Source organism: Desulfoluna sp., assembly GCF_030145185.1.
In the GTDB taxonomy this organism is placed as follows: Bacteria; Desulfobacterota; Desulfobacteria; order Desulfobacterales; family Desulfolunaceae; genus Desulfoluna.
Genome location: NZ_JAQYWB010000087.1, coordinates 1 through 21,680, shown reverse-complemented (window position 1 = coordinate 21,680; position 21,680 = coordinate 1). Strand labels below are relative to the sequence as shown.

The window sequence follows — 21,680 nt, the reverse complement described above, 5'->3', positions numbered from 1 at the left end:
CACAAAAGGCACGGAGTTCCCTGAAGGCCAACTGGAGCACTACCGAGAACGGTTTTCAAGCTTGTCCTGGTATGTAAAGGATATCAAGCAGACCTTTTCACGGATCTATAACCGGAAAAAGAATCGCCGGGGGACCCTCTGGGGTGAGCGGTTTAAAAGCGTGATTGTGGAGAAAGGCGAGACCGTTATCAATTGCCTGGCGTATATCGATTTGAATGCAGTGAGGGCAGGTATTGTGAAGCGGCCGGAGGATTATCGCTGGTGCTCAATCGGGCACCATGTGCAGACGGGAAACCGAGATGATTTTCTCTCTCTGGACTTTGGGTTGGTGGAGTTCGGGGTGGAGAGTGCGGCGCGACTGCAAAAATACCGCGAATTTCTCTATCATGCGGGGTCGGTTAAAAAACGGGGCAAGGCCGCGATTGTGGCGCGGGTGTTTCAATCTGAAAAGGAGAAAAATTTTGAGCTGGATCGCATCCGGCGGTTCAGGTCCCGAACCCGATATTTTACCGACTCGGGAATTATCGGCTCCAAGTCTTTTGTTATCGGAACCTATGAAATCTTTAAGGATCGGCTTTATGGGAGCCGAGAACGCGTGCCAAAGCGGGTCAGCGGCTTTGACGGCATGTACTCCATGAAACGATTGAGAGAGGGTTGACGGTTTTCCTGTCGGTGAGCCAGAGAAATTCCGCGGTAAAAGTAATAATCTGCGAACGCTAAGAACGAATTCAGCACCCATTCCTGTTGTCGTCAGGGCATATGATTCACGTTTTGTCCTTCGTCATGTCAGCTGGAAGGGCTGTTCCTGCATCGGCCTATTCAGGCATCGATTTACAATTACACATTAACTTTAGATAGAATCACCGGGGTTATCATTTTTTTTGTGCTGGAATCAGCCGAGAAGAACACCTCATGATATGAGATTTACGGACCGGTGCATGTCGCCTGTCCCGCGTGAATATGATCAGAAATGTTGGTGGACATCACGCTCTAAAAGATTTGTTGGGGTGAATGCTGCGTTTTATGAGTGTCTCCGGATAAAATATTAGGAAATCATTGAAAATAAAGGATTTGCGTTATATTATTCTAAAACGATGCCACAGGATCAGTGGCATGAAATTGGAAAATCTCGCCCAGACGTTACCCCTAAATTAAAAAATTATTCTTTAACTCCGGATTCAATGCCCTTGTTACAGAAAATTGTCTCAGTCCAATGCTGATGTCGTAAATGACTCAATAACTTTGCGATAAGCGACACGCCTTAACCCGGATATTTCATGAGAAAACAATCAGGACTAAGGAATGATTCGTCATTAAAGTTCTTTGCAGGAATATTTTCCGTTGTTTCAAAAATGCAAAATGTAATCCACGGTATTTTGTCTGATTTTCTCACCCTTCGTGAAATATCCGAGTTAAAAAATCATATATTACAGAAGTATGACTACTTTTAACCGTATCCAGAGCTCCCCCTACTCTCGCCTGTCTGACGTTAGACAACAACAGGAGTTATGCCTTGAAAGAAATAATTGAAACGATTGTACGAGCGTTAGTTGATGAACCCGATAGCGTAACCGTTACCGAAATTAGCGGGGTGCATACGTCCATACTGGAACTCAAAGTGGCCAAAACAGACGTAGGCAAGGTCATAGGAAAAAAGGGGCGCACGGCTGATGCACTACGGATCATATTAAGCGCTGTTTCAGCTAAGGAGAAAAAACGAACTGTGCTTGAAATAGTGGATTAACTATGGGTATTGATACAAAATTAGTCAGGTGTTGCAGCATTGGAGATTATCCACGGCTGTTAAGCTCACTTCTAATTCTTAAGTTGAGATTGTATGACAATATTTAAAAAGAATTAAAAACAAGTTGTGACTCTTTAGCTCATGAAAAGATTCCTGCCGGCGGTAAGGTGTGCCACCTTCAAAGCTGGTTGGTCGCATGCGCTTTGCCCCTCCCATTTGGGGGCGTCTGCTGTCTTACAGATGTGCCGTCGGTTTCATGTCTTGGCCTGTGACGATAGGCGTGCTCGGAAGCTGCTGAATATATACGAAAAAATATCCTGCCAGATGCATAGGTCTCCCTTCACTCCTTGAAATACTCTCACCGATTTGATAGGGTTTTATGAAAACCTTCCTAACCCGGATATTTCATGAAGGGTGAGAAAATAGAATAGAAAATCGCAAATTACATTTTGCATTTTGCATTTTTCGAACGCCTGCTTTTTTCACCACAACACTCTGCAATAAAAGCGTATATCTTTTTGTGCTGTGGCTTCTCATGAAATATCCGGGCTAATCAGCCCATTCTATTGCCACGCATTGGACGCCTCCTTGCCGTTGGCTGTGTTACAGACTGCACCTCCATGAACGAAGGTCAATGATGAACGACCACCGAACGGGGTTATACATTGCGCTGTTAAGCATTCACGGTTTGATCCGATGGGAAAACCTGGAATTGGGCCGCGATGCGGATACCGGCGGACAGACATTGTATGTCGTTGAGTTCGCGCAGGCCCTGGCCAAGCTGCCCGGCGTCCGCCAGGTAGACCTGATTACCCGTCGCGTTGTCGATTCGGACGTTTCGACCGATTATGCCCAGGCGATTGCACCGGTCGCCGACAACTGTCGCATCGTCCGCATCCATGCCGGCTCAGAGGGTTATATTCCGAAAGAACAGTTGTGGGATCATCTGGATGTCTTCGCCGACAACCTGGCCGATTTCTTTCACCAGCAGGACACCCTGCCCGACATTCTCCACAGTCACTATGCCGACGCCGGCTATGTCGGTGCCCATTTGGCCAATTTACTCGAAAGGCCCCTGATTCATACCGGGCATTCACTCGGACGGGTTAAACGCAACCGTTTTCTGGCGAGTGACTTTACCTCGCAGGAAATAGAAGAGCGCTTCAATATGAGTCGGCGCATTGAAGCTGAAGAGACGACCCTGGCCACCGCCCAGAGGGTCATTACCAGCACCCATCAGGAGATTGAGAGCCAGTACGAACTCTACGATTACTACCAACCCGAGCAGATGCGAGTCATCCCACCGGGAACCGATTTTAAACAATTCATCCCCCCAACCGGAGGGGAGCTGGAAACCCCGCTCTTTGCGAGCCTGACCCAACATCTTAAAAATCCAGGGAAGCCGATTGTTCTGGCCCTATCCCGGCCGGATAAACGCAAGAACATTGGGGCACTGATCGAGGCTTACGGCCTGTCCGAAGAGCTGCAACAACGAGCAAATCTCGTGATTGTCGCCGGTAATAGAGAGGATATCGATGACCTCGAAGAGGGCGCCCAGGAGGTTTTTCATCATCTGCTGGGGACCATCGATCGCTATGATCTCTACGGCAGGGTCGCCATGCCGAAGCATCATCAACGCGATGAGGTCCCGCTGATTTTTCGTATTGCGGCGGCATCGGGGGGCGTCTTTGTCAACCCCGCCCTGACCGAACCCTTCGGTTTGACCTTGATCGAAGCGGCCGCCTCGGGCCTGCCGGTTGTCGCCACTGAAGACGGCGGTCCGCGTGATATTATCGGCAACTGCCGCAACGGCTTCCTGATCGATCCCTTCGAGTCAGAGACCATCACCGCCGCTTTGCTCAAGCTCCTTGGCAACCCAAAGCTCTGGCAGAGCTGCAGCAAAAAAGGGTTGCTTGGCGTGAGAAAAAACTATTCCTGGCAGGCCCACGCTCAGCGTTATCTGGAGGTCGTGAAACCGATAGCCCAAAGGTCCGAATGGTTAGAGCGCAAGCCGGTCCTGCGACGCTCTGCGCTCTACCGGGATCGTGCCATCGTCAGCGATCTGGATCAGAATCTCATTGGAGATCCTCATTCGTTGCGGCATTTGATTGACGTGTTACGCAAGCATCGACAGAGTACCCTGTTGATCATCGCCACCGGGCGCCGCCTCGATTCGGCACTGAAGCTGATGAAGACTCATGGCATTGCGGAACCGGACGTGTTGATCACCAGCAGTGGCACTGAGATTTACCATGCGCCGGAGCTGATCGCCGATATCGCCTGGCCGCGGCATATCAATTACCAATGGTCCCTCCCCCAGTTAAAAGAGATTTTTATCAATTTCCCAGGGTTGAAACTCCAGCCGAAGCAGGAACAGAGCCGCTTCAAGCTGAGTTTTTACATTGACCCGGAAATTGCCGATATTGAAGCGATCACGGCCCTGCTTCATCAGCATGAGCAATCGGTCTACGTTCAAATCGCATTCGGTCAGTTTCTGGATATTCTCCCGCTGCGAGCCTCTAAAGGGATGGCCTTGCGCTATGTCGCCGATCGCTTGAGCCTCCCGCTGGAGGCGATTTTTGTCGCGGGCGGTTCCGGTGCCGACGAGGATATGATGCGTGGTAATCCTCTGGCAGCGGTGGTGGCAAATCGCCACCATGAGGAGTTGTCGCAACTGGTGGACGCCGAACGGATCTATTTTTCAACCGAGGCGAATGCCGCAGGCATTCTCGAAGCCCTCGACTATTATGATTTCTTTAACAGCTGCAAAGATCCCCGAGAAGGCACCCCCTCTCCATGAATTCCCGTCGATTACTGCTGTGTACCGACCTTGATCGAACCTTGATTCCCAACGGCCCCCAGGCAGAACACCCGGAGGCGCGTCACCACTTCAGACGGCTTTGTTGCCTGCCCGAAGTGCTGCTGGCCTACGTCACCGGCCGTCATCAGGCCTTGGTCCAACAGGCGATTTCAGACTATGCCCTGCCTGAACCAGACTTTGCGATTACCGACGTCGGAACCCAAATTTATCGGGTAACCGATGGCGGCTGGATGGCAATCCCTCGCTGGCAACAGGAGATCGGTGCCGACTGGCAGGGGGGACGGCGCAAGCAACTCCAAGCCTGGCTCAGTCCCCTGACCGAACTGCGCCTGCAGGAAGCCAGCAGGCAGAATCGCTTCAAGCTGAGTTATTATCTCTCTTTGGACAGGGACCAGGCATGGGTCATGGGCGATATCGAAAACCGTCTGAAACAAAAAGGGGTGAACGTGAGCCTGATCTGGAGTGTTGATGAGCAAAAAAACATCGGTTTGATCGATGTGTTGCCATGCAAGGCGACGAAACTTCATGCCCTTGAATTTTTGCAGCGGGAGCTTGGTTATCAGCCGCATGAAGTGCTCTTTGCCGGCGACAGCGGCAATGATCTGACGGTCCTGGGGAGTGCCATCCGCTCGGTGCTCGTCGCCAACGCCAGCGCTGAAATCAAGCGCCAGGCTCAGCAATTGGCCGCGCAGAACGGCCAGGCGGAATCTTTATACCTGGCCACCGAAACCGCCTCTGATTGGGGGGGGAATTACGCCGCTGGTATTCTGCAGGGGGTTTGGCATTTTGCCCCGGAATTTCGTGACCGCCTGCAACCGCCGGAGGGGTCCCCATGAACCCCACCCGCCTCTGTATTTTTGGAGAAGTGCTATTCGATTGCTTCACCAGCGGAGAACAGGTTCTGGGTGGTGCCCCCTTTAATGTCGCCTGGCATGCCCAGGCCTTGGGGGATCGGCCACACTTTATTTCTCGGGTGGGTACCGATCCACCGGGCCGAAAAATCCTTGGGGCGATGCGAAACTGGCAGCTGGACATCCGTGGCATCCAGCTCGATCCTGCACATCAGACAGGGCGGGTTGAGGTCAAGGAAATCGGCAATGAACCGAGCTACGAGATTCTGCCGCAGTGTGCCTATGATTTTATCGAAACCCATGATATCGACCCCTTGCCCCGGAAGGGGATCCTCTACCACGGCACCCTTGGCCTTCGACATTGCGTCTCACGTCAGGCCTTGACCCATCTGGCCCACACGACCGCGGCAGGGATTTTTCTCGATGTCAATTTGCGCCCCCCCTGGTGGCGTAAAGAGGAGGTTTACCCCTGGCTGCACCAGGCACGCTGGGTTAAGCTGAATCTGGATGAACTCAGGTTGCTTGGCTTTACCTCTGCAAATATCAGACATGAGATGGGCAGGTTTCAAACTGAGTTTCAGCTGGATCAGTTGATTTTGACCCAGGGCGATGCGGGCGCCCTCGTGCGCACGGCACAAGGGGTCACCCATCAAATCGTGCCCGAGAAAGCCCTGCGAGTGGTGGACAGCGTCGGTGCTGGCGATGCCTTCAGTGCTGTCTACATTCATGGCCTGCTGGCGGGCTGGTCGATTCCCGATACGCTCAGTGCTGCGCAGCGGTTGGCTGGCAAAATCATCGGCTTGCGCGGTGCCATTACGACCGATACCTCTATTTATCAGGATTTCAGAGGTTCATCTGGATAGCCCGGATATTTCATGAGAAAACGATCACGTCAAAGAAATAAATGTCATTACAGCTGGTAACGGTGTAAAAATTTAGATATTTTGTAAAATACAACGTGTCATTCACGGTTTTCTGCTCTATTTGCTCACCCTTCGGGATAGGTTTGGTGGCTTCTCACACACACAGGATCGAGCCGACAGGGTTCGGTCCGCTGTCTAAGGAAGACTCATGTACGAACAGGTCGCCCACACGCTCTTGAATGATATCCTCAATCGAATCAAACCAGAAATCTACCAGCAGGATCTGCGTCACTTCTATACTCGCCTGGGGGCGAATTTCTATGCCATCCACTCCTTGTTTGTAAAGCTGTATGGTGAGCGCTCAGATTTTGAGGAACAGGCGCAATCTCTGGTCGAAACCATGGCCACACGATACATCGATCGCTCTGACAAACTCAGACAACTCGATCTGGCCAGAGAGAAGGATTACAACTGGTTCCTCAGTCAGAAATGGGTGGGGATGGCTCTCTACTGCAACGGTTTTGCAGAGAATTTAAATGGGTTGCGCGAGCGGCTGAATTATTTTCAGGAACTGGGAATCAATCTGGTCCATGTCATGCCGATTATGCCTTGCCCGGAAGGGAGTTCCGACGGGGGGTTTGCGGTCAGTGATTTTCGCGAGATCGATCCCCAGCTTGGAACACTTGAGGATTTGAACCTGTTGGCCGATGAGATGCAGGAACGAGATATCCTGTTGGTGTTGGATGTGGTGGTTAACCATACCTCGAATCGCCACTACTGGGCGCAACAGGCCCAAGTTGGAAATCCAATGTATCAAGATTACTACTATACTTTTGGAACGCGTAACATCCCCGACATGTTTGAGCAGAGCATGCCGGAAATCTTTCCTGAAACCGCACCTGGCAATTTTACCTGGGATGAGGAGATGGGCCGCTGGGTGATGACGGTTTTTAATGATTTTCAGTGGGACCTTAACTACAGCAATCCGGCCGTCTTTATCGAGATGATGAACATCATTCTCTTTTGGGCGAATCAGGGCGCCGATATCCTGCGTCTGGATGCCGTGGCCTTTTTGTGGAAAAAAATTGGCAGTGCCTGCCAGAATGAGCCTGAGGCGCATTTAATTCTGCAATTACTTAAAGACTGCTGTCAGGTTACAGCACCCGGTGTGCTGTTTATCGCCGAAGCCATTGTGGCACCGGTCGAGATGATTAAATATTTTGGCGAGGATGCGGTGATCGCCAAAGAGTGTGAAATTGCCTATAACGCGACGTTTATGGCATTGATGTGGGATGCGGTCGCCACCAAGAACGCCCGGCTCCTGAATCAGGGGATAAAAAGCTTGCCTGTTAAGCTGGAGCGCGCCACTTGGCTCAATTACGTGCGCTGCCATGACGATATCGGTTTGGGCTTTGACGACCAGGATATTCTGCTCTGCAATTATCAGCCTGCCAGTCACCGTAAATTTCTAATTGATTATTATACAGGCCAATTTGCCGACTCCCATGCCCGTGGCCTGCCCTTTGCCCGTAACGAGAAAACAGGCGATGAGCGGATTTCCGGCTCACTGGCCTCGCTGGTGGGCCTGGAGTATGCGCTGGAAGCTGGGGATGATTCTGCGATTGAGGATGCGATCAAGCTCATCCTTTTGTTGCACGGCATGATTATGTCCTTTGGCGGTATCCCTCTGCTCTATTATGGAGATGCCATCGGCAGCTTGAATGACGATTCCTATCGGACCGACCCGAATAAGATGGGGGATACCCGTTGGGTTCATCGTCCCGCGATCGATTGGGAAAAAGCCGCGCGCAGAAACACGCCCGGTAGCATCGAATACAAGATCTTCGACTCGCTTAAAAGGATGATTGCCGTGCGCAAAGAGGTCACGGTTTTCTCCGATTTCAACAATCGCGAATTGCTTGACGTTGAAAATCCGCATCTGTTTGTGTTTGGTCGCTATAACCGGGATCATCAACCAGGCCGCGTTCTGGTTGTGGCCAATTTTAGCGACAGGCCCCAGCACCTCAATTTGGGCGATCTTGGCGCCTGGTGTCCGCAGCACACCCGACTTGTTGATCTGATCAAAGGAGAAAGGCCGGATAGCTTTAAAAATAGTCTGGTGGTCCCAGGATTTGGTTTTTACTGGCTATCGGAAATATGAACACTCTTTGGGTTTATTGATGGCCCCTTATTCTCCACCACCGTCATGTTTGTATAAATCGTTCTTACACTGTTCGCCTGCGGCTACTCCGTGAGATGGTGAAAAAACGCATTCGCAACCTGTTTTCAGGGTGGTACACCTTGCCGCCGGAGTTATTCCGGTTGTAACTATTCAGCTTGCCTTCGCCAGGTCGTTCGAGGCAAATGACAGAAAGATTCAAATGCCAATACGTCACGGCTTTTCATCACCGCGTAGGGTGCGGCTCCCGCACCTTCTACCGTAGAGAGGACCATCGGTTTCGATAGTTAACGATGATGACCACGAGTCTTATTTCAAAATGCGGCGTTTCCGGTTTACGATACGCCTGACGGTGCGCACGGCGCACCCTACGCATCCACCCGGTACGTCAGTGTAAAAATGAGGACGGTACGGATTTTCATACATGGATTCCCGCCTGCGCGGGAAAGACGAAAATCGCAGGGTACCGTCAAACCGGCCGGCCCCACAAAGATAGAAACAGGTGTGTATCAAAAAGGCCGCCATGCTCCATGAAATCGTCTTCCCCGGCTCTCCGGGGAGTCGTTGCATACGGCCTGACCGCAACCTCAAACACCCTGCAACGCAGGATCAACCGGATGACCGGGGATCCATGCTCGGGTGACCTCACCATAAAAAGACACAACGCATACGCTTTCTCACAACCGCCATGGATCCCCGCCTGCGCGGGGAAGACGAAAAGCGCAGGGTGCTGTCAGACCGGGGTCATAAAGAAAAAATGGATAGCTGAATAGTTACTTCCGGTTAAAGTCAACCGATGGATTAAAAGAGAAGCACCCGCAACCTTTGCCCTTGTGGCGTACAATGCATCCTCTCATCCTCTCACCCTCTCATCCTTCACGCGAATGCGGACGCGAGGTGTCCCGAGTACCGACTCCTTTTTCCGCCCTTTCCCGATCCATCATATAGAAGTATCCGTCCTCATCCATCCAGGCGATCTCGCCTGAAGCGAACCACCCCTCCTTGCATATTTTTTGGGCCTGGGCCGGGCAGCCCTGGCAGGAACTGGTGATTTTGGGGTCTTTAAACCACATCTCACCGGTTTCGCCGGCGGAGAGCTCCCGGGTGCCTGTTTCGAGGTCCATGATCCGCACGTCTGTGTCGGGGACGGGGATCCCGATGCTGCCTGGTTTTTTTATTCCATGAAGGGGGTTGAGGTGGGTTTGGGAGGCGGTTTCGGGCAGACCGTATCCTTCGGTGATGGAGACGCCGGTGAATTTCTGGAAACGATGGTGGCTCTCGATGGGAAGGGACGCCTCACCGAAGGTGATGAGTTTGGAGGAGGACAGGTCGGTGCGGGTCAGAGATTTCTCTTTGAGCATGCCCATGATCATGGTGGGCGTCAGCGGGGTCATGGTGGGCTTGAACCTTCGGATGGCCGCCAGAATCCGGGCCGGGTGAGGGTCGGGGACGAGCACGGAGGACCAGCCCATATGAATAGGCAGGTTCAGGGCGGTGGACATTCCCAGCGCATCAAAGATGGGGGGGGCGGTCAGAACGCGCTCTTCTCCCTTTTCCAGTTGGAACCACGCCTCGTATCTCTGGGCCATGCAGGTGAGATGGGCGTGGGTGAGGGAGGTGCGTTCGGAATGCCCCGAGGCGCTTTTGGAGTATTGGTAGACCGCGACCTCTTCAGGGTGAATGGCGGGTTCCGGGATGGGGATGCCCCGGAGCATCATGGCTTCCATCCAGCTGTAGACCCCGTTTTGTTTGTGAACCTTTGCGGTGAGCTTTTGTCTTCGAGGGGTGAAGGGGAAAATCCATTTTAAGGGTGGGGGAAGGTAGTCGGTCAGAGAGGCATAGACAAGGGTCTGAATTCCGGTCTTCGCGCGAAGAAGAAGGGCACGTTTGGTCAGGGTATCCAGGGTGATGAGGAGTTTGGTGTTGGCATCGTTCATCTGATGAATCATCTCATCATCGCTGGCTTGGGGATCACTCATCACCACGATAGCTCCCATGGTGAGGGCTGCGTAGTAGGCGATCACGGTGGAGACGGTGTTGGGAAGCCACAGGCCCACCACATCGCCTTTCTGTACGTTTAAGTTGGTCAGGGTGATGGCGAAGGTTCGCACGAGAACCTGAAGCTCTGCGTAGCTGATTTGACGCCCTTCATAGATCAGGGCGGTATGGTGAGGGTAGCGTCCCACCGAGGTTTGAAACATCTGGGGCAGATTGAGGCGGCGGTAGGTGAGGGTGGGTGGGACGCCCTTGTCGTAGTGGGCAAGCCAGGGTTTGTCTGAGCAGGTGAGGGTGATCATGTTCTTCTCCGCATGGGATCAAAGATTGTCAATCACAGTTCAGATCGGTAATGGCTGTTTCATGTACGGATAAAAGATCTCGGGGACTCTGTCAATAATATCTTGATATAAAATGAAAAATTTGAATGGTTGTTCCCGGTGTGGGGGTGCTGTTTCTGTTTCATGGGTAGAGAGAGGCTTGAAAAAACCCGGCTCAAGGGGCTCTTGAACCGGGTTTTCAGGGTATGCGTTCCAGATTAGAAGGTGTAGCCCAGGGTCACGGCACCCAGGTGGGTGACCCCGTTTTTGGAGGTCCCGTTCAGGATTCCGTCCACGCCATTTGATGCGGCGTAGGTGACCTCTTCCGCTTTAATGTAGGTGTACGCCACATCCACGGTCCAGTTTCCCACGGTGTAGCCCGTGCCAACGCTGAGGAGGTGGCGGTCATCTGCCGGAACCATGTAGTCGACATATTTTGCGTTTTCGGGGGCCTCGTCAAAGCAGTAGCTGGCCCGGAGGTCCCAGTTGTCGGTGACCCCGTACTCCACGCCCAGGTTGTAGCGCCAGACGTCGCTGGCATTTTTGGGCTGCTCCTTGAGACCAAAGGGGGTGATGTTCAAGTCCAGGTCTTTGTAAGTGGACCAGCGGGTGTGGATGGCGCCGACTTCCACGCTCAGGTTCTCCTGGGGGTAGTAGGTGATGCCGAAGCTGAGCATGTCCGGGAGGATGACGGTGCCTGTTGTTTTATAGTCGGTCCCCATTATTTTTGTCTCCCCGCTGGCCTTGACCTTTGCCTGGCTGTGATACCCGAAGCCGAAACGCCAGTCATCGAGTTTGTAATGGAGGCCAGCGGTCAAGGCCGTTCCGTCGCCATCTGCCGCGAGCTCTGATTTGGGACCAGCCACAGAATTGCCTAATCGTTTGCTGATCTCTAAATCTACAAACACATACTCCACACCCAGGGCCACGGAGAGGCGGTCGCTCATTTTGTAGGCGAGGTTCGGGTTTAAAGAGATGCTCTGGATGGTCGCCTGGTAGACGTTTGTAGACCCTGGCCAGTCATCTTTGTAACCAAATCCGAGCCCGAACCGGGAAAATTCGCCGAAGCCCACGGTCCATCGGTCATTGATCTGCTGGGTGATATAGAGGTGGGGAATTGCGAAGAGGTCGTTGTCGCTTTTTGAGGTGGTGGTGCCCCCGCCCGTTGCAGGGGTCTCGACCTCACACACCGGGTGGGCAAAGGTTGCCCCCAGGGCCACATGGGTGCCTTCAAGCTGGGTCATCCCGGCGGGGTTAAAGGCCACCGCCGAGGGGTCGTCGGCACGTCCCACCAGGGTTCCGCCCAGGGCGTTGCCGCGGGCACTCCATTCATACAATGCAAAACCGGCGGCCGATGCAGAACTCGCAGCCGTAACTATCAGAAGACAGGACGCAAAAATAAACAGGCAATGTCGCTTCACTTTTTCCCCTTAAAACATGAAAAAGAGCGAGAAGCACACAGACCCTTTTGTCATGGGCTTTTCTCACTCTGTTGGTGTGATTTTAAATAGTTATAATGGCCACACATTTTTTAGCCATATTGAAGGCTCTTTTGTGGGGACTGGGTGTTGGTATGTCGCCTTTATAAATACCCGAAAAAGAGAATAGAAGTGCAGATTGACGCGTCTATTAGCCATTTTTGGGCCAGTCCTTTTTAGGAAACCAGGCATTAATTCCTAACGAAGAGGTTCATATAGGGTCGTTTCATCAGAATCAATGACTTTTCAAGTGTTCCTGGAACGGGCACGCTTTGTTGCGAGCAAGAGGGAGATGTGAGCTTGAAGAATAACGCCTTTAAATCGCGTCGATCTTTTTGTATTGACTCTCTGCGATGGTGAACCGTGTACCGGGCCTGAGAGGCAAGTCTCTTTTGATATCTCGGGTCCCGATCTATGATTTTTGTTCGAAGAAAGGCTTAAGGTACCCTTGTAGCCCGGATATTTCACGAGTTGGGTGCGCTCATATGCAAGGCATCAGAGCTGAAGATGTAGTGGTTTACCTCAAAGCTCTGATAACGCCGCAGATGAGTGCACCCGGCTCGCCCGAAGGGTGAGAAAATCAGACAAAATACCGTGTATTACATTTTGCATTTTTGAAACGACTGAAAATATTACTGCAAAGAACTGTAATTACCGATTATTCCTTAGCACTGATTGTTTTCTCATGAAATATCCGGGGTAGGGCGTTTTTCGGCTGTTGGGAAGGGGGGCGGGTTATCGGTGCGTCCATTTGTCAAGGCCCCACACGATGCAAAGGGCACCCATGGCAAGCCACAGAACGACCACCACCGTCCCTGCAATGCGGCTCACGGGTTTTTTGCCTGGTTGGGTCTGCCGGGCTTGAACCCGGCATTCAGCAAGGACAGCCTGGGGAATCAGTCGGATGGCCAGGGCAATGCCCAGGGGCACCAGGATGAGATCGTCCAGATACCCCAGGACGGGAATAAAATCCGGGATCAAATCAATGGGGCTGAAGGCGTAGGCCACGACACAGCCCGCCAGGAGTTTGGCATACCACGGGGTTCTGGGGTCACGCACCGCAAGGTACAAGGCGTAGGTTTCCGATTTGAGCTGCTGGACGCGTTGTTTGAGTGCGGATAGTCTGGAGCTCTTGTTCATTCCTTGATTCATCCTGGCCTGAAAGGTGCTGTGATGAGTGGCGGCTTGAGATCGTCACCTCTCTCGGTCTTTCCGGGTATCGTGCCGCCAATTAATAGTTCTCAGCGTCCATGGCATAGGACTCAAAATCATGATCAAGCAAAAACTGTGTGATCATGTCGCTGACGGCATCGGCTGTGTCCACACGGTAAATTCCTTTTTCATTTTTCCCGGTTTTTTTCTTTACGTTGGCAACAATGGCTTGAATGGTGTCCACGGTAATACTGACATTTGCATTGATGAGAATTAAATCTTCTTGATCTGACATGTTTCTGTCCTCTCGGCGATTGTAAAAATATGAATGTATTTTAAAGAGTGAAAAGAGTCTCTTGTTTCGGCCGTCTGTCAATCGCCATGACAACAGTCAGCAAAAAAGAAGATCGTCGTGGCCACAGATTATACATTATCCGCAGGTGAAGTCATTAAAATTAGGAGAAGCAAAGCGTGGAGGGAGGGTGTATGGCCACGCCTCGTGGCGGCTCTTTTTCAGGCTGGCTTGATCCTGTTTTTTTCGATATAACGACGCCATGACAACACATAAACTTCTACAGATTCCCCTTTTTCATAAGCTTCCTGTGGATCAGCAGCAGTGGCTGCTTACCCTCTGCGGGACCTATGCCTTCTCCCATCAGCAGCTGAAGATGCTGACCGAATACAGCGCGGACCTTGTTAGCTGGAATGCCGGTGTTCTGGAGCAATTCCATCACCCGGACGCCGTGGGGCAGGCCCGAGGGAAACAGGCCACAGGAAAGATCTTCCAGCAATTTCGGGACGGCTATGAAGCATTGAAAAACGGGCAGAAACATTATGAGGGAGCCGCCCGTTTTTCCGCCGGAGAACAGAAATTTCCGGAAGAGCAGATGGTTGAAGTTCAGCTTCAGGGGCAGATCATGGGCCGATGCCCGGTGGCCTCCGAAAAGACCCGCTGCTGCAACCTGACCACCCTTGATGCGGTGCAGCAGTGCGGGTTTGATTGCAGCTATTGCTCGATCCAGTCCTTTTATCATGGGAATCAGGTGCGCTTTATTCGGGATCTTGTGTCCCATCTGGACGCCTTGGAGCTGGATAAAGAAAAGAAATACCACATTGGAACCGGCCAGTCTTCGGACTCTTTGATGTGGGGAAATCGGTTTGGGCTTCTTGATTCCCTTTATCGGTTTGCCTCAAGCCATCCGAATGTGATCCTTGAGATGAAATCCAAAAGTGCCCGGATCGACTATTTTCTGAAGAATCGACCGCCGGCAAACATGGTATTTACCTGGTCTCTCAACACCCCGACGGTTATTCATCATGAGGAGAAGGCCACGGCCTCTCTGGACAAACGACTGGAGAGCGCCCGGAAACTTGCGGATATCGGCATTCCCGTGGGATTCCATTTTCACCCCATCGTCTGGTATGAGGGATGGCAGGACGACTATCGGGCGTTGGTCTCCCGGTTGGCGGAGAGTTTTCGCCCGGAAGAGGTGGTCATGGTCTCCCTGGGGACGCTCACTTTTATCAAGCCGGTGCTCAAGAGAATCCGGGAGCGGATGCCGGACAGCTCTATTTTGCAGATGCCCATGGAAGATTGTGCCGGGAAATTGAGCTATCCCCTTGAGATTAAAAAAGAGCTTTTTTCCACGGTCTATCAAGCCTTTCCAGATGCCTGGAAAGATTCTGTGTTCTTTTATATGTGCATGGAACATATCGATTTATGGGAGCCGGTTTTCGGGCGCAGCTATGAGTCAAACGATCACTTTGAAGCGGATATGCTTGAGACCTACCACGATAAAATGTCTCGGATTCGGCAAGCCTCCAGCACAACGCCTTGATGGATACGCCCATTTATTTCGGTGACGTCTAAAACGCGGGCAATTTTCAGGAAAGAGATCATATGAAGAAAAATCGCATGGACAAGCGTGCCGATCTGCATGAAGAGCACGTGAGCCGGTTTGCCCGGGAGGAGCTCACAGAGCTGCCCGAGGCAACTTTGGTGGCAGACGATGAGAGGCTGGCCGAGGCCCTGGGGACCGAATTCTGGAGCCGCTGGTCGTCAGGGGAGCGCGTGGGTAAGGCCTGGCCAGCGGCCGGCCCTTTTGACGCGGTGACACTGCGGTTGCCCAAGGGCCGCCGTCCCATCGAGATGGCGGTGCACGCCCTGGGCGGCATCTTGGCTCCAGGCGGAGTGCTTTATATCTATGGATCAAACGATGAGGGTATTCGCTCTGTTCCCAAGATGTTTTCAGACCATTTCGATGAAATCGATACGGTAAGCTACCGGCAAAAATGCCGCCTTGTTCGTGCCAGCGGTCCGAAAAACTTGCGGTCCTCCCTGGCCGAGTGGGAAGAACGCCATGAACTTCAGATGGACAACAGGGCCATGCCCTGGGTGAGCTATCCCGGTCTGTTTGCCAAAGGCGGCGTTGACGACGCCACGGCCCTTTTGCTCGACGGGCTGGAGGTCCATGGATCCGTGCTGGATTTTGGGTGTGGCACCGGGGTCCTCTCTGCTGGCTTGCTGGCCCGAGGGGCGGACCGGGTGGATTCCATTGATGCCGATGCCCTTGCCATCGAGTCCACACGGATCAACGTCCCCGAAGCCCAGGCTTACCTCGGAGACGGGTGGCTTGCCGTTCAGGACAAAGGCCCCTGGGATATGATTGTCAGCAACCCTCCGGTTCATAAAGGTGTTGCCGAGGACTACGGGTTGCTTAAATCCTTGATTGAGCAGGCACCGAAACGCGCCGACAGCCTGATCCTGGTCGTGCAGCGGCAGGTCCCGGTATACCGGTGGCTTGAAGAAAGCTTTCGCACGGTTTCGCGTCTGAAAGAGAGCTCCAGATTTCATGTCTGGCAGGCCAGCGTTCGGTAGGGGATGGCTTGGATAAACAGTCGGCTTTAGAGGTGAATTGATCTGGTTTGGTTCTAAAAATCTGTTTGGCAACCTTTTTAAAAGGTTGGCCCCCGGCAGGGCCGCCGGAGGCAAAAGGGAGGTGGGAAAATGACCATGCGATTGGATAAATTACTGGCGCATTGCGGATATGGGACGCGTTCAGGGGTGAAATCTCTGCTTAAGAGCAAGCAGGTGACCGTTCAAGGCGAGATCGAGACGAGCGCAAAACTGCGGGTGGACCCCGACCATGTCCTCGTGCGAGGTGAGAAGGTTCAGCTGCCTCTGAGCGAAGTGCACCTGATGCTGCACAAGCCCGTGGGGTATGCCTGCAGCCACGACCCCTCAGAGCATCCGTTGATGTATGACCTGTTGCCGAAAGAGTGGGCAGATGTGGGGCCTGAATCGGCGGGGCGCCTGGACCGGAATACCTCGGGTTTGCTCATTTTGACCTCCGATGGCCAGCTGCTGCACCGTCTGATTCATCCCAATCGCAAGGTGGGTAAGCGTTACCGCGTTGGCTATGAAGGAACCCTTGCGCGCGATGCGGTTCAACGGGTGGAAGAGGGCTTGTCTCTGATTGATGACGACCGTCCCTGCCAGCCGGCGATCCTGGAGATCCACGAGCCCGACGCCAGGGGGAACGGCCGTGCGACCATGGTGATCCACGAAGGGCGTTATCATCAGGTCCGTCGCATGTTCTCCGCGTTAGGAGCCCATGTGGTTGAACTGCATCGCGACCGGATTGGCCATTTTGATCTCCCCGAGGATCTGCTGGAGGGCCAGAGCCGCCTGCTCACCGAGGAAGATATTTATGCCTTGTCAGAGTTTGCTTAGGAAGACAGGCAATATAATGTGTGGGAAATGTAAAACAAACGGTAACCATTCAGCTTGCCTTCGCCAGGTCGTTCGAGGCAAATGACAGAAAGATTCAAATGCCAATACGTCACGTCTTTTCATCACCGCGTAGGGTGCGGCTCTCGCACCTTCTACCGTAGAGAGGACCCCCACCCGGATATTTTATGTGAAAACAATCCTGCCGTAGCAATAAGACGTCATTACAGTCTGTTACTGTGAGAAATTTAGATATTTGTAAAATACAAAATGTAATTCACGTTTTCTGCTCGATTTTCTCACCCTTCGGGCGAGCCGAGTGCACCCATCTTCTGCGTTACCAGAGTCTTGAGGTAAACCACTACATCTGCAACTCTGGCGCCTTGAATATGAATACACTCGACTCGTGAAATATCCGGGCCCAGCCTCGCAAGTTAACGATGACCACGAGTCTTATTTCAAAATGCGGTGTTTCCGGTTTACGATACGCCTGACGGTGCGCACGGCGCACCCTACGCATCCACCCGGTACGTCATTATAAAAATGAGGACGATACGGATTTTCATACATGGATCCCCGCCTGCGCGGGGAAGACGAAACGCGTGGGGTGTTGTCAGACCTGGGTCATAAAGAAAAAATGGATAGCTGAATAGTTACAAAAAACGTAACTATTCAGCTCAGGAACATCAGCCTCCGGCGGCAAGGTGTGCCACCTTGAATGCGGGTTTTTGAATGCGTTACGTCTGTTGGTGATCTGGGCACCTCACGTTCGCATTTGCGTGAAGGGTAAGGGGCAACGTCAGCGACCTGTGATCATTTCGTGACTTAGAATTGAAGGTTGATACCAAGGCTCACCGAGGCATCAAACCCGTTATCCCGAAACACCCGGTCATACCGGGCCACGAGCGAATGGCGTTCATCGATGTGCATGGTTGCCGATGCGCCGATGCGCACCCGGTTGTCGTCCGGTTCCAATGCCTCAAGGGTCCATGGTTCTGACGGCATGGCCGAAAAGGCCGCTGTCATTTCCCCGCCGGGATCAAGTTGTTCCCACTGCCAGCCGCACCAGACCTCCGGATGAAAGACAATGTGGTTATCAAGACGAAGGAGGCGTCCAATTTTCAGATTTAATTCATGGATGAGGGAGTGGCTGGTATCGGTGTCCACCACCAGATGTGCCCCGGAGGGGTCCTCCTCTTCGGTGTAGTCGGAATCAGCGGCCCGTGTGTAGGTGAGGGTGTAGCTGGGCGTGAGTGTCATGTTGTTTCCAAAAATCACGTCACATCCGATGCGGTTGAACCAGCTGAGATCATAGGCGGTCCAATCGCCGGTGATCGTTGTGTCCAGCAACCCGATATCCCGCGATGTTTCCATATGGTGCACCCCGAAGGTCGCCGCGGTGTCAAAGAAAAAGATGCCTTTGGAGACGCTGGCGTAAGGACCGAAACGATACATCTCATCGTCGCTGCTCCCGCCCCCTCCATCAAGATCACTTCTCCCTTTGGCATACCCCAGCAGGAGGCCGATGCGTGCCTTTGGAGACAACGCGTACTCTCCCCCCAAAAGGAGGCCGTTCCAGTGGTCGTCATAGCCGGGAAGTCCCCGCTCTGCATCCTGGTCTCCAAATCCTCCATACATCCCTGCGAAAGACCGCCAGCCCTTAACGGGTGCTGCGGCCTCCTTGGTTTCGATCCCTGCTTCAGGGGCTGCGTTAGCACCCTCCGGTAAGGTGGGGAGCCGAAAGGTATCGAACAGGTATCCCATGGCCATGTGGGTGTGCTGCGCGCCTGCGTGGATCAATGCCGTGGTGTGGCTGATGGGCTGCAATTGGGCCATCGCCTGACTCACCCCGGACTCTGTGGCGAGTGAGGCCAGCCCTTGATACACACTTTCCAGCTCCGCGGGGTGACTGCTGTAGGTTTTATCGAGACTCGATGCGAAGGCGAGATCTGCCGGGGTCATGGCCGCGGCAATGGCCTCGAACTGTGTCCCGCTGGTGGTGACGGACAGTTTGTTGCTTCCGACGGTAAGGCTGTAATCGAAAATTCCCGAGTGGTCCAAAAGCGTCACGTCCCCATTGGCCAGGGTCAGTGTACCGGCTTGGATCAGCACGTAGTCGGTGTTTGGATCTCCGCCTGCAGCGTTGACCGAGACCGTCGCCCCGGTAAAATCAGCCGCGTTGGCAACCGTGATACTGGAGGTGCTGCCGTCCTCCTTGATTCCCACAGCCGCCGTGTCGTTTGCAGGGACAACAAGCTCACCATTGGCAATGACCAGCGCGCCGTCTGCCCGAATGCTGCCGCCGTTGCCTCCGGTTGTCCAGGCGTTTCCCTTGAGGTCAATCGTACCCGCTCCGCTGACCACCCCCCCGGATCCCAGGGCGCCGAGCCCGTTGTCCGAAAGAAAGGAGCCGCCCTGAAGGGCGAGGGTTCCGTCAAGGGTTGGGGCCGCCCCGCTGTGCGTATGGGTGCCTGAAAGGGTGTATACACTGCCAGCTCCCACATGAAGCTCTCCGGCTGTGGTGATTGCTTTGGAGATGTTCAGGGTGGCCGCGGCTCCGTTGATCCGTGCAATCTCGGTTTCGGTTACCTCACCGGTAAAGAGGGTGAGCTGGGCAAAGGCGTCTGCCCCCACATAGAGATTGCGAAACGCGTTGGTGTCCCCGTTAAGGGTGGTGGTGCCGCCTGCAACATAGCCGTCCCAGTTGCCGGAAGAGTCCGAGGTGATGCTGTCTGCAACAGTCAGGTCAAACCCTGGGTCGGCCTGCGTCAGGATGGCTTGGTCGGTGCTGTCTTTGGCATACCCGAAGGTGAGGTAAGAGGTGGAATTGTCGTCTGAGTCGGCGTTGTGGATGCCGCCGGTGAGGCTCGCGCCGCTGAGCAGGTGATAGGCATTACTCTGTGCGGCTGAATCATTTCGCCCGGACTGGATGGCATGGGCGTTTAGGCCGGTGGCGGAGATGTTCCCCGAAATATGGGAAACATTGCCCTGGAGATAGGTATAGATCCCGTGGGCGGCTTCCCCCGTCGCGTCAAGGCTTCCGGAGACGGTTACGATGCTGTTGGACCCGACCTCCAGGCAATCTGCCTCCTTGCCCGTTGTCGAAATGGAACCGGAGACGAGCAAGGCGTTTTCCGAGCCTTCGCTGAAATCGATACCATCTCCCTTAGCGCCCTTTGTGTGGATGGTCCCTGAAAAGCGGATCAAGTTGTTTGAGGTACCTCCACCCCAGATTCCATCGGAGTTGCCCATCATCGTGGAAAAATTCCCGGAGGCGGTGATGTCGTTGTTGTTTCCCCAGACGGCAATACAGTCGCTTCCGCTTTTTGTGGTTTGAAGGGTGCCCGCAGCGATAACCAGGTTGTTTGAGTTAATGTTCACAGCACTGTTATCGGCGTTTGTCGATACCCGAGATCCGGCCTGCAGATTAAGAATGTTGGAAGCCCCCTGTGCTAAGGGCCCACCCCCTGCAAGGCCGATTTTTGTGTCGTCGGTGAAGGTGCCATAGAGTTTGATTGTCTGAATGTTGCCGACCGTTTCCGAGGCCGTGACCGAGGCATTATTTTCAACGGTAATCACATTGCCGCCTTGATTGACATGAAAGCCATTGATGGCAGGGGTACCCGACGTATCGCTGCTCACCGAGCCACCGCTCTTGATGGTGATTGTTTGATTCTCTTCAAGAGCCTGAGGCCCGGCAGCATCTGTTATGGTGATGTCTGCCGCCGATGCGTTTGCTGCAGTCAGCATCAGGATGCAGATCCCCAGGCAGGCGCATCGTGTCATTTTATGGCGTTTTTTGGCTCGTTTTCTCATGAATTATACATTCTCCGGACGTCTTTTTTGTTGTAAGAATAAAACGAGTTTGATTGACCATTTATCCCCGGCGTCCAGGATCGCCCGGGCCTCCTCTTCGGTCACTTGTTTTTCAGCACGTTTTATGACTCAGAACATTCGATTTCCCCTTTATTTCTGCCAGGCGTTTTCATGCCTCTGTGGGTGAGCATCGGTTTGGTCAACCGTCTTTTATCTTCATAACAGGCAAAATAAGGAATAGATAAATTATGATAAACGAAGATACGCCGCGCGTACAGACTTTTTTGGGGCTCTTGTCTTAGCAGTTTTTACTTGATATTGGCCGTATTGTTCCGGAATTCTGCGTAATAATTGATTTGAGGAAAAACTGAACCGGCGGTAGGGAATCACTACTTGATTTGCCGCCGGAGTGATTCCGGGGAAAGTCCATCGCTGGATCAGAAACGGAGTAATCGTCGTTGATGCACTGATGGCGAACCCTGCGTGCCCGTCACATTTCATTTGAACGCGGACGCATTGCGGTCTGAAAATGAACGCATATTCCGATCATCGTTACGCCCATTTGCGTTTTCTCATGGCATCCGGGTTAACCCGGATATTTCACGAGTTGGGTGCGTTCATATGCAAGGCATCAGAGCTGAAGATGTAGTGGTTTACCTCAAAGCTCTGATAACGCGGCAGATGAGTGCACCCGGCTCGCCCGAAGGGTGAGAAAATCAGACAGAATACCG

Annotated in this window: 13 protein-coding genes and 1 pseudogene; 9 read left to right on the top strand and 5 right to left on the bottom strand. The window is 53.0% G+C overall.

The annotated features are described in order from the left end of the window. From Q1Q75_RS19980 to Q1Q75_RS19955, 6 genes and pseudogenes are all read left to right on the top strand, one after another. Positions 1-658: pseudogene (locus Q1Q75_RS19980) on the top strand (hypothetical protein); the annotation flags it as partial. An 855-nt stretch (positions 659-1,513) separates the two neighbouring features. Then, on the top strand, positions 1,514-1,744 hold the full coding sequence (locus Q1Q75_RS19975; RefSeq protein WP_300674390.1) for a KH domain-containing protein: 231 nt from the start codon (positions 1,514-1,516) through the stop codon (positions 1,742-1,744). 634 nt (positions 1,745-2,378) lie between these two features. Further along, on the top strand, positions 2,379-4,544 hold the full coding sequence (locus tag Q1Q75_RS19970; RefSeq protein ID WP_300674387.1) for an HAD family hydrolase: 2,166 nt from the start codon (positions 2,379-2,381) through the stop codon (positions 4,542-4,544). Continuing rightward, positions 4,541-5,401, top strand: a complete 861-nt coding sequence (locus tag Q1Q75_RS19965) for an HAD-IIB family hydrolase (protein WP_300674384.1) — start codon at positions 4,541-4,543, stop codon at positions 5,399-5,401. Before Q1Q75_RS19970 ends, Q1Q75_RS19965 begins: the two co-directional genes overlap by 4 nt. Further along, complete coding sequence (locus Q1Q75_RS19960) at positions 5,398-6,279, top strand: carbohydrate kinase (RefSeq protein ID WP_300674381.1); 882 nt, start codon at positions 5,398-5,400, stop codon at positions 6,277-6,279. The genes Q1Q75_RS19965 and Q1Q75_RS19960 overlap by 4 nt, the downstream gene beginning before the upstream one ends. Positions 6,280-6,487: 208 nt before the next feature. Then, positions 6,488-8,440 carry an alpha-amylase family glycosyl hydrolase gene (locus Q1Q75_RS19955; protein WP_300674378.1) on the top strand — a complete coding sequence of 651 codons (1,953 nt, stop codon included), beginning with the start codon at positions 6,488-6,490 and terminating at the stop codon, positions 8,438-8,440. 887 nt (positions 8,441-9,327) lie between these two features. Here Q1Q75_RS19955 and Q1Q75_RS19950 read toward each other — a convergent pair. The 4 genes from Q1Q75_RS19950 to Q1Q75_RS19935 all read right to left on the bottom strand — a co-directional run bounded on the left by Q1Q75_RS19950 (position 9,328) and on the right by Q1Q75_RS19935 (position 13,698). Continuing rightward, a complete protein-coding gene (locus tag Q1Q75_RS19950; RefSeq protein WP_300674376.1) occupies positions 9,328-10,755 on the bottom strand; it encodes an AMP-binding protein in 1,428 nt (475 codons plus the stop codon). A 236-nt stretch (positions 10,756-10,991) separates the two neighbouring features. Next, positions 10,992-12,194 carry an outer membrane protein transport protein gene (locus Q1Q75_RS19945; RefSeq protein ID WP_300674374.1) on the bottom strand — a complete coding sequence of 401 codons (1,203 nt, stop codon included), beginning with the start codon at positions 12,192-12,194 and terminating at the stop codon, positions 10,992-10,994. A 792-nt stretch (positions 12,195-12,986) separates the two neighbouring features. Continuing rightward, positions 12,987-13,391 carry a YkvA family protein gene (locus Q1Q75_RS19940; protein WP_300674371.1) on the bottom strand — a complete coding sequence of 135 codons (405 nt, stop codon included), beginning with the start codon at positions 13,389-13,391 and terminating at the stop codon, positions 12,987-12,989. A gap of 91 nt (positions 13,392-13,482) precedes the next feature. Then, positions 13,483-13,698: a hypothetical protein gene (locus Q1Q75_RS19935; protein ID WP_300674369.1), complete on the bottom strand. Its 216-nt coding sequence runs from the start codon at positions 13,696-13,698 to the stop codon at positions 13,483-13,485. A gap of 259 nt (positions 13,699-13,957) precedes the next feature. Between Q1Q75_RS19935 and Q1Q75_RS19930 the strand changes: the two genes are divergently transcribed. The 3 genes from Q1Q75_RS19930 (at position 13,958) to Q1Q75_RS19920 (ending at position 17,136) form a co-directional block, all read left to right on the top strand. Next, positions 13,958-15,241, top strand: a complete 1,284-nt coding sequence (locus tag Q1Q75_RS19930; protein WP_300674367.1) for a radical SAM protein — start codon at positions 13,958-13,960, stop codon at positions 15,239-15,241. A 62-nt stretch (positions 15,242-15,303) separates the two neighbouring features. Then, entirely contained in the window at positions 15,304-16,281 is a 978-nt protein-coding gene (locus Q1Q75_RS19925; protein WP_300674365.1) for a methyltransferase, read from the top strand. A 129-nt stretch (positions 16,282-16,410) separates the two neighbouring features. Continuing rightward, positions 16,411-17,136, top strand: a complete 726-nt coding sequence (locus Q1Q75_RS19920; RefSeq protein ID WP_300674363.1) for a pseudouridine synthase — start codon at positions 16,411-16,413, stop codon at positions 17,134-17,136. Between the two features lie 822 nt (positions 17,137-17,958). Here Q1Q75_RS19920 and Q1Q75_RS19915 read toward each other — a convergent pair. Continuing rightward, positions 17,959-20,949, bottom strand: a complete 2,991-nt coding sequence (locus Q1Q75_RS19915) for an autotransporter domain-containing protein (RefSeq protein ID WP_300674361.1) — start codon at positions 20,947-20,949, stop codon at positions 17,959-17,961. Between the last annotated feature and the right edge of the window lie 731 nt (positions 20,950-21,680).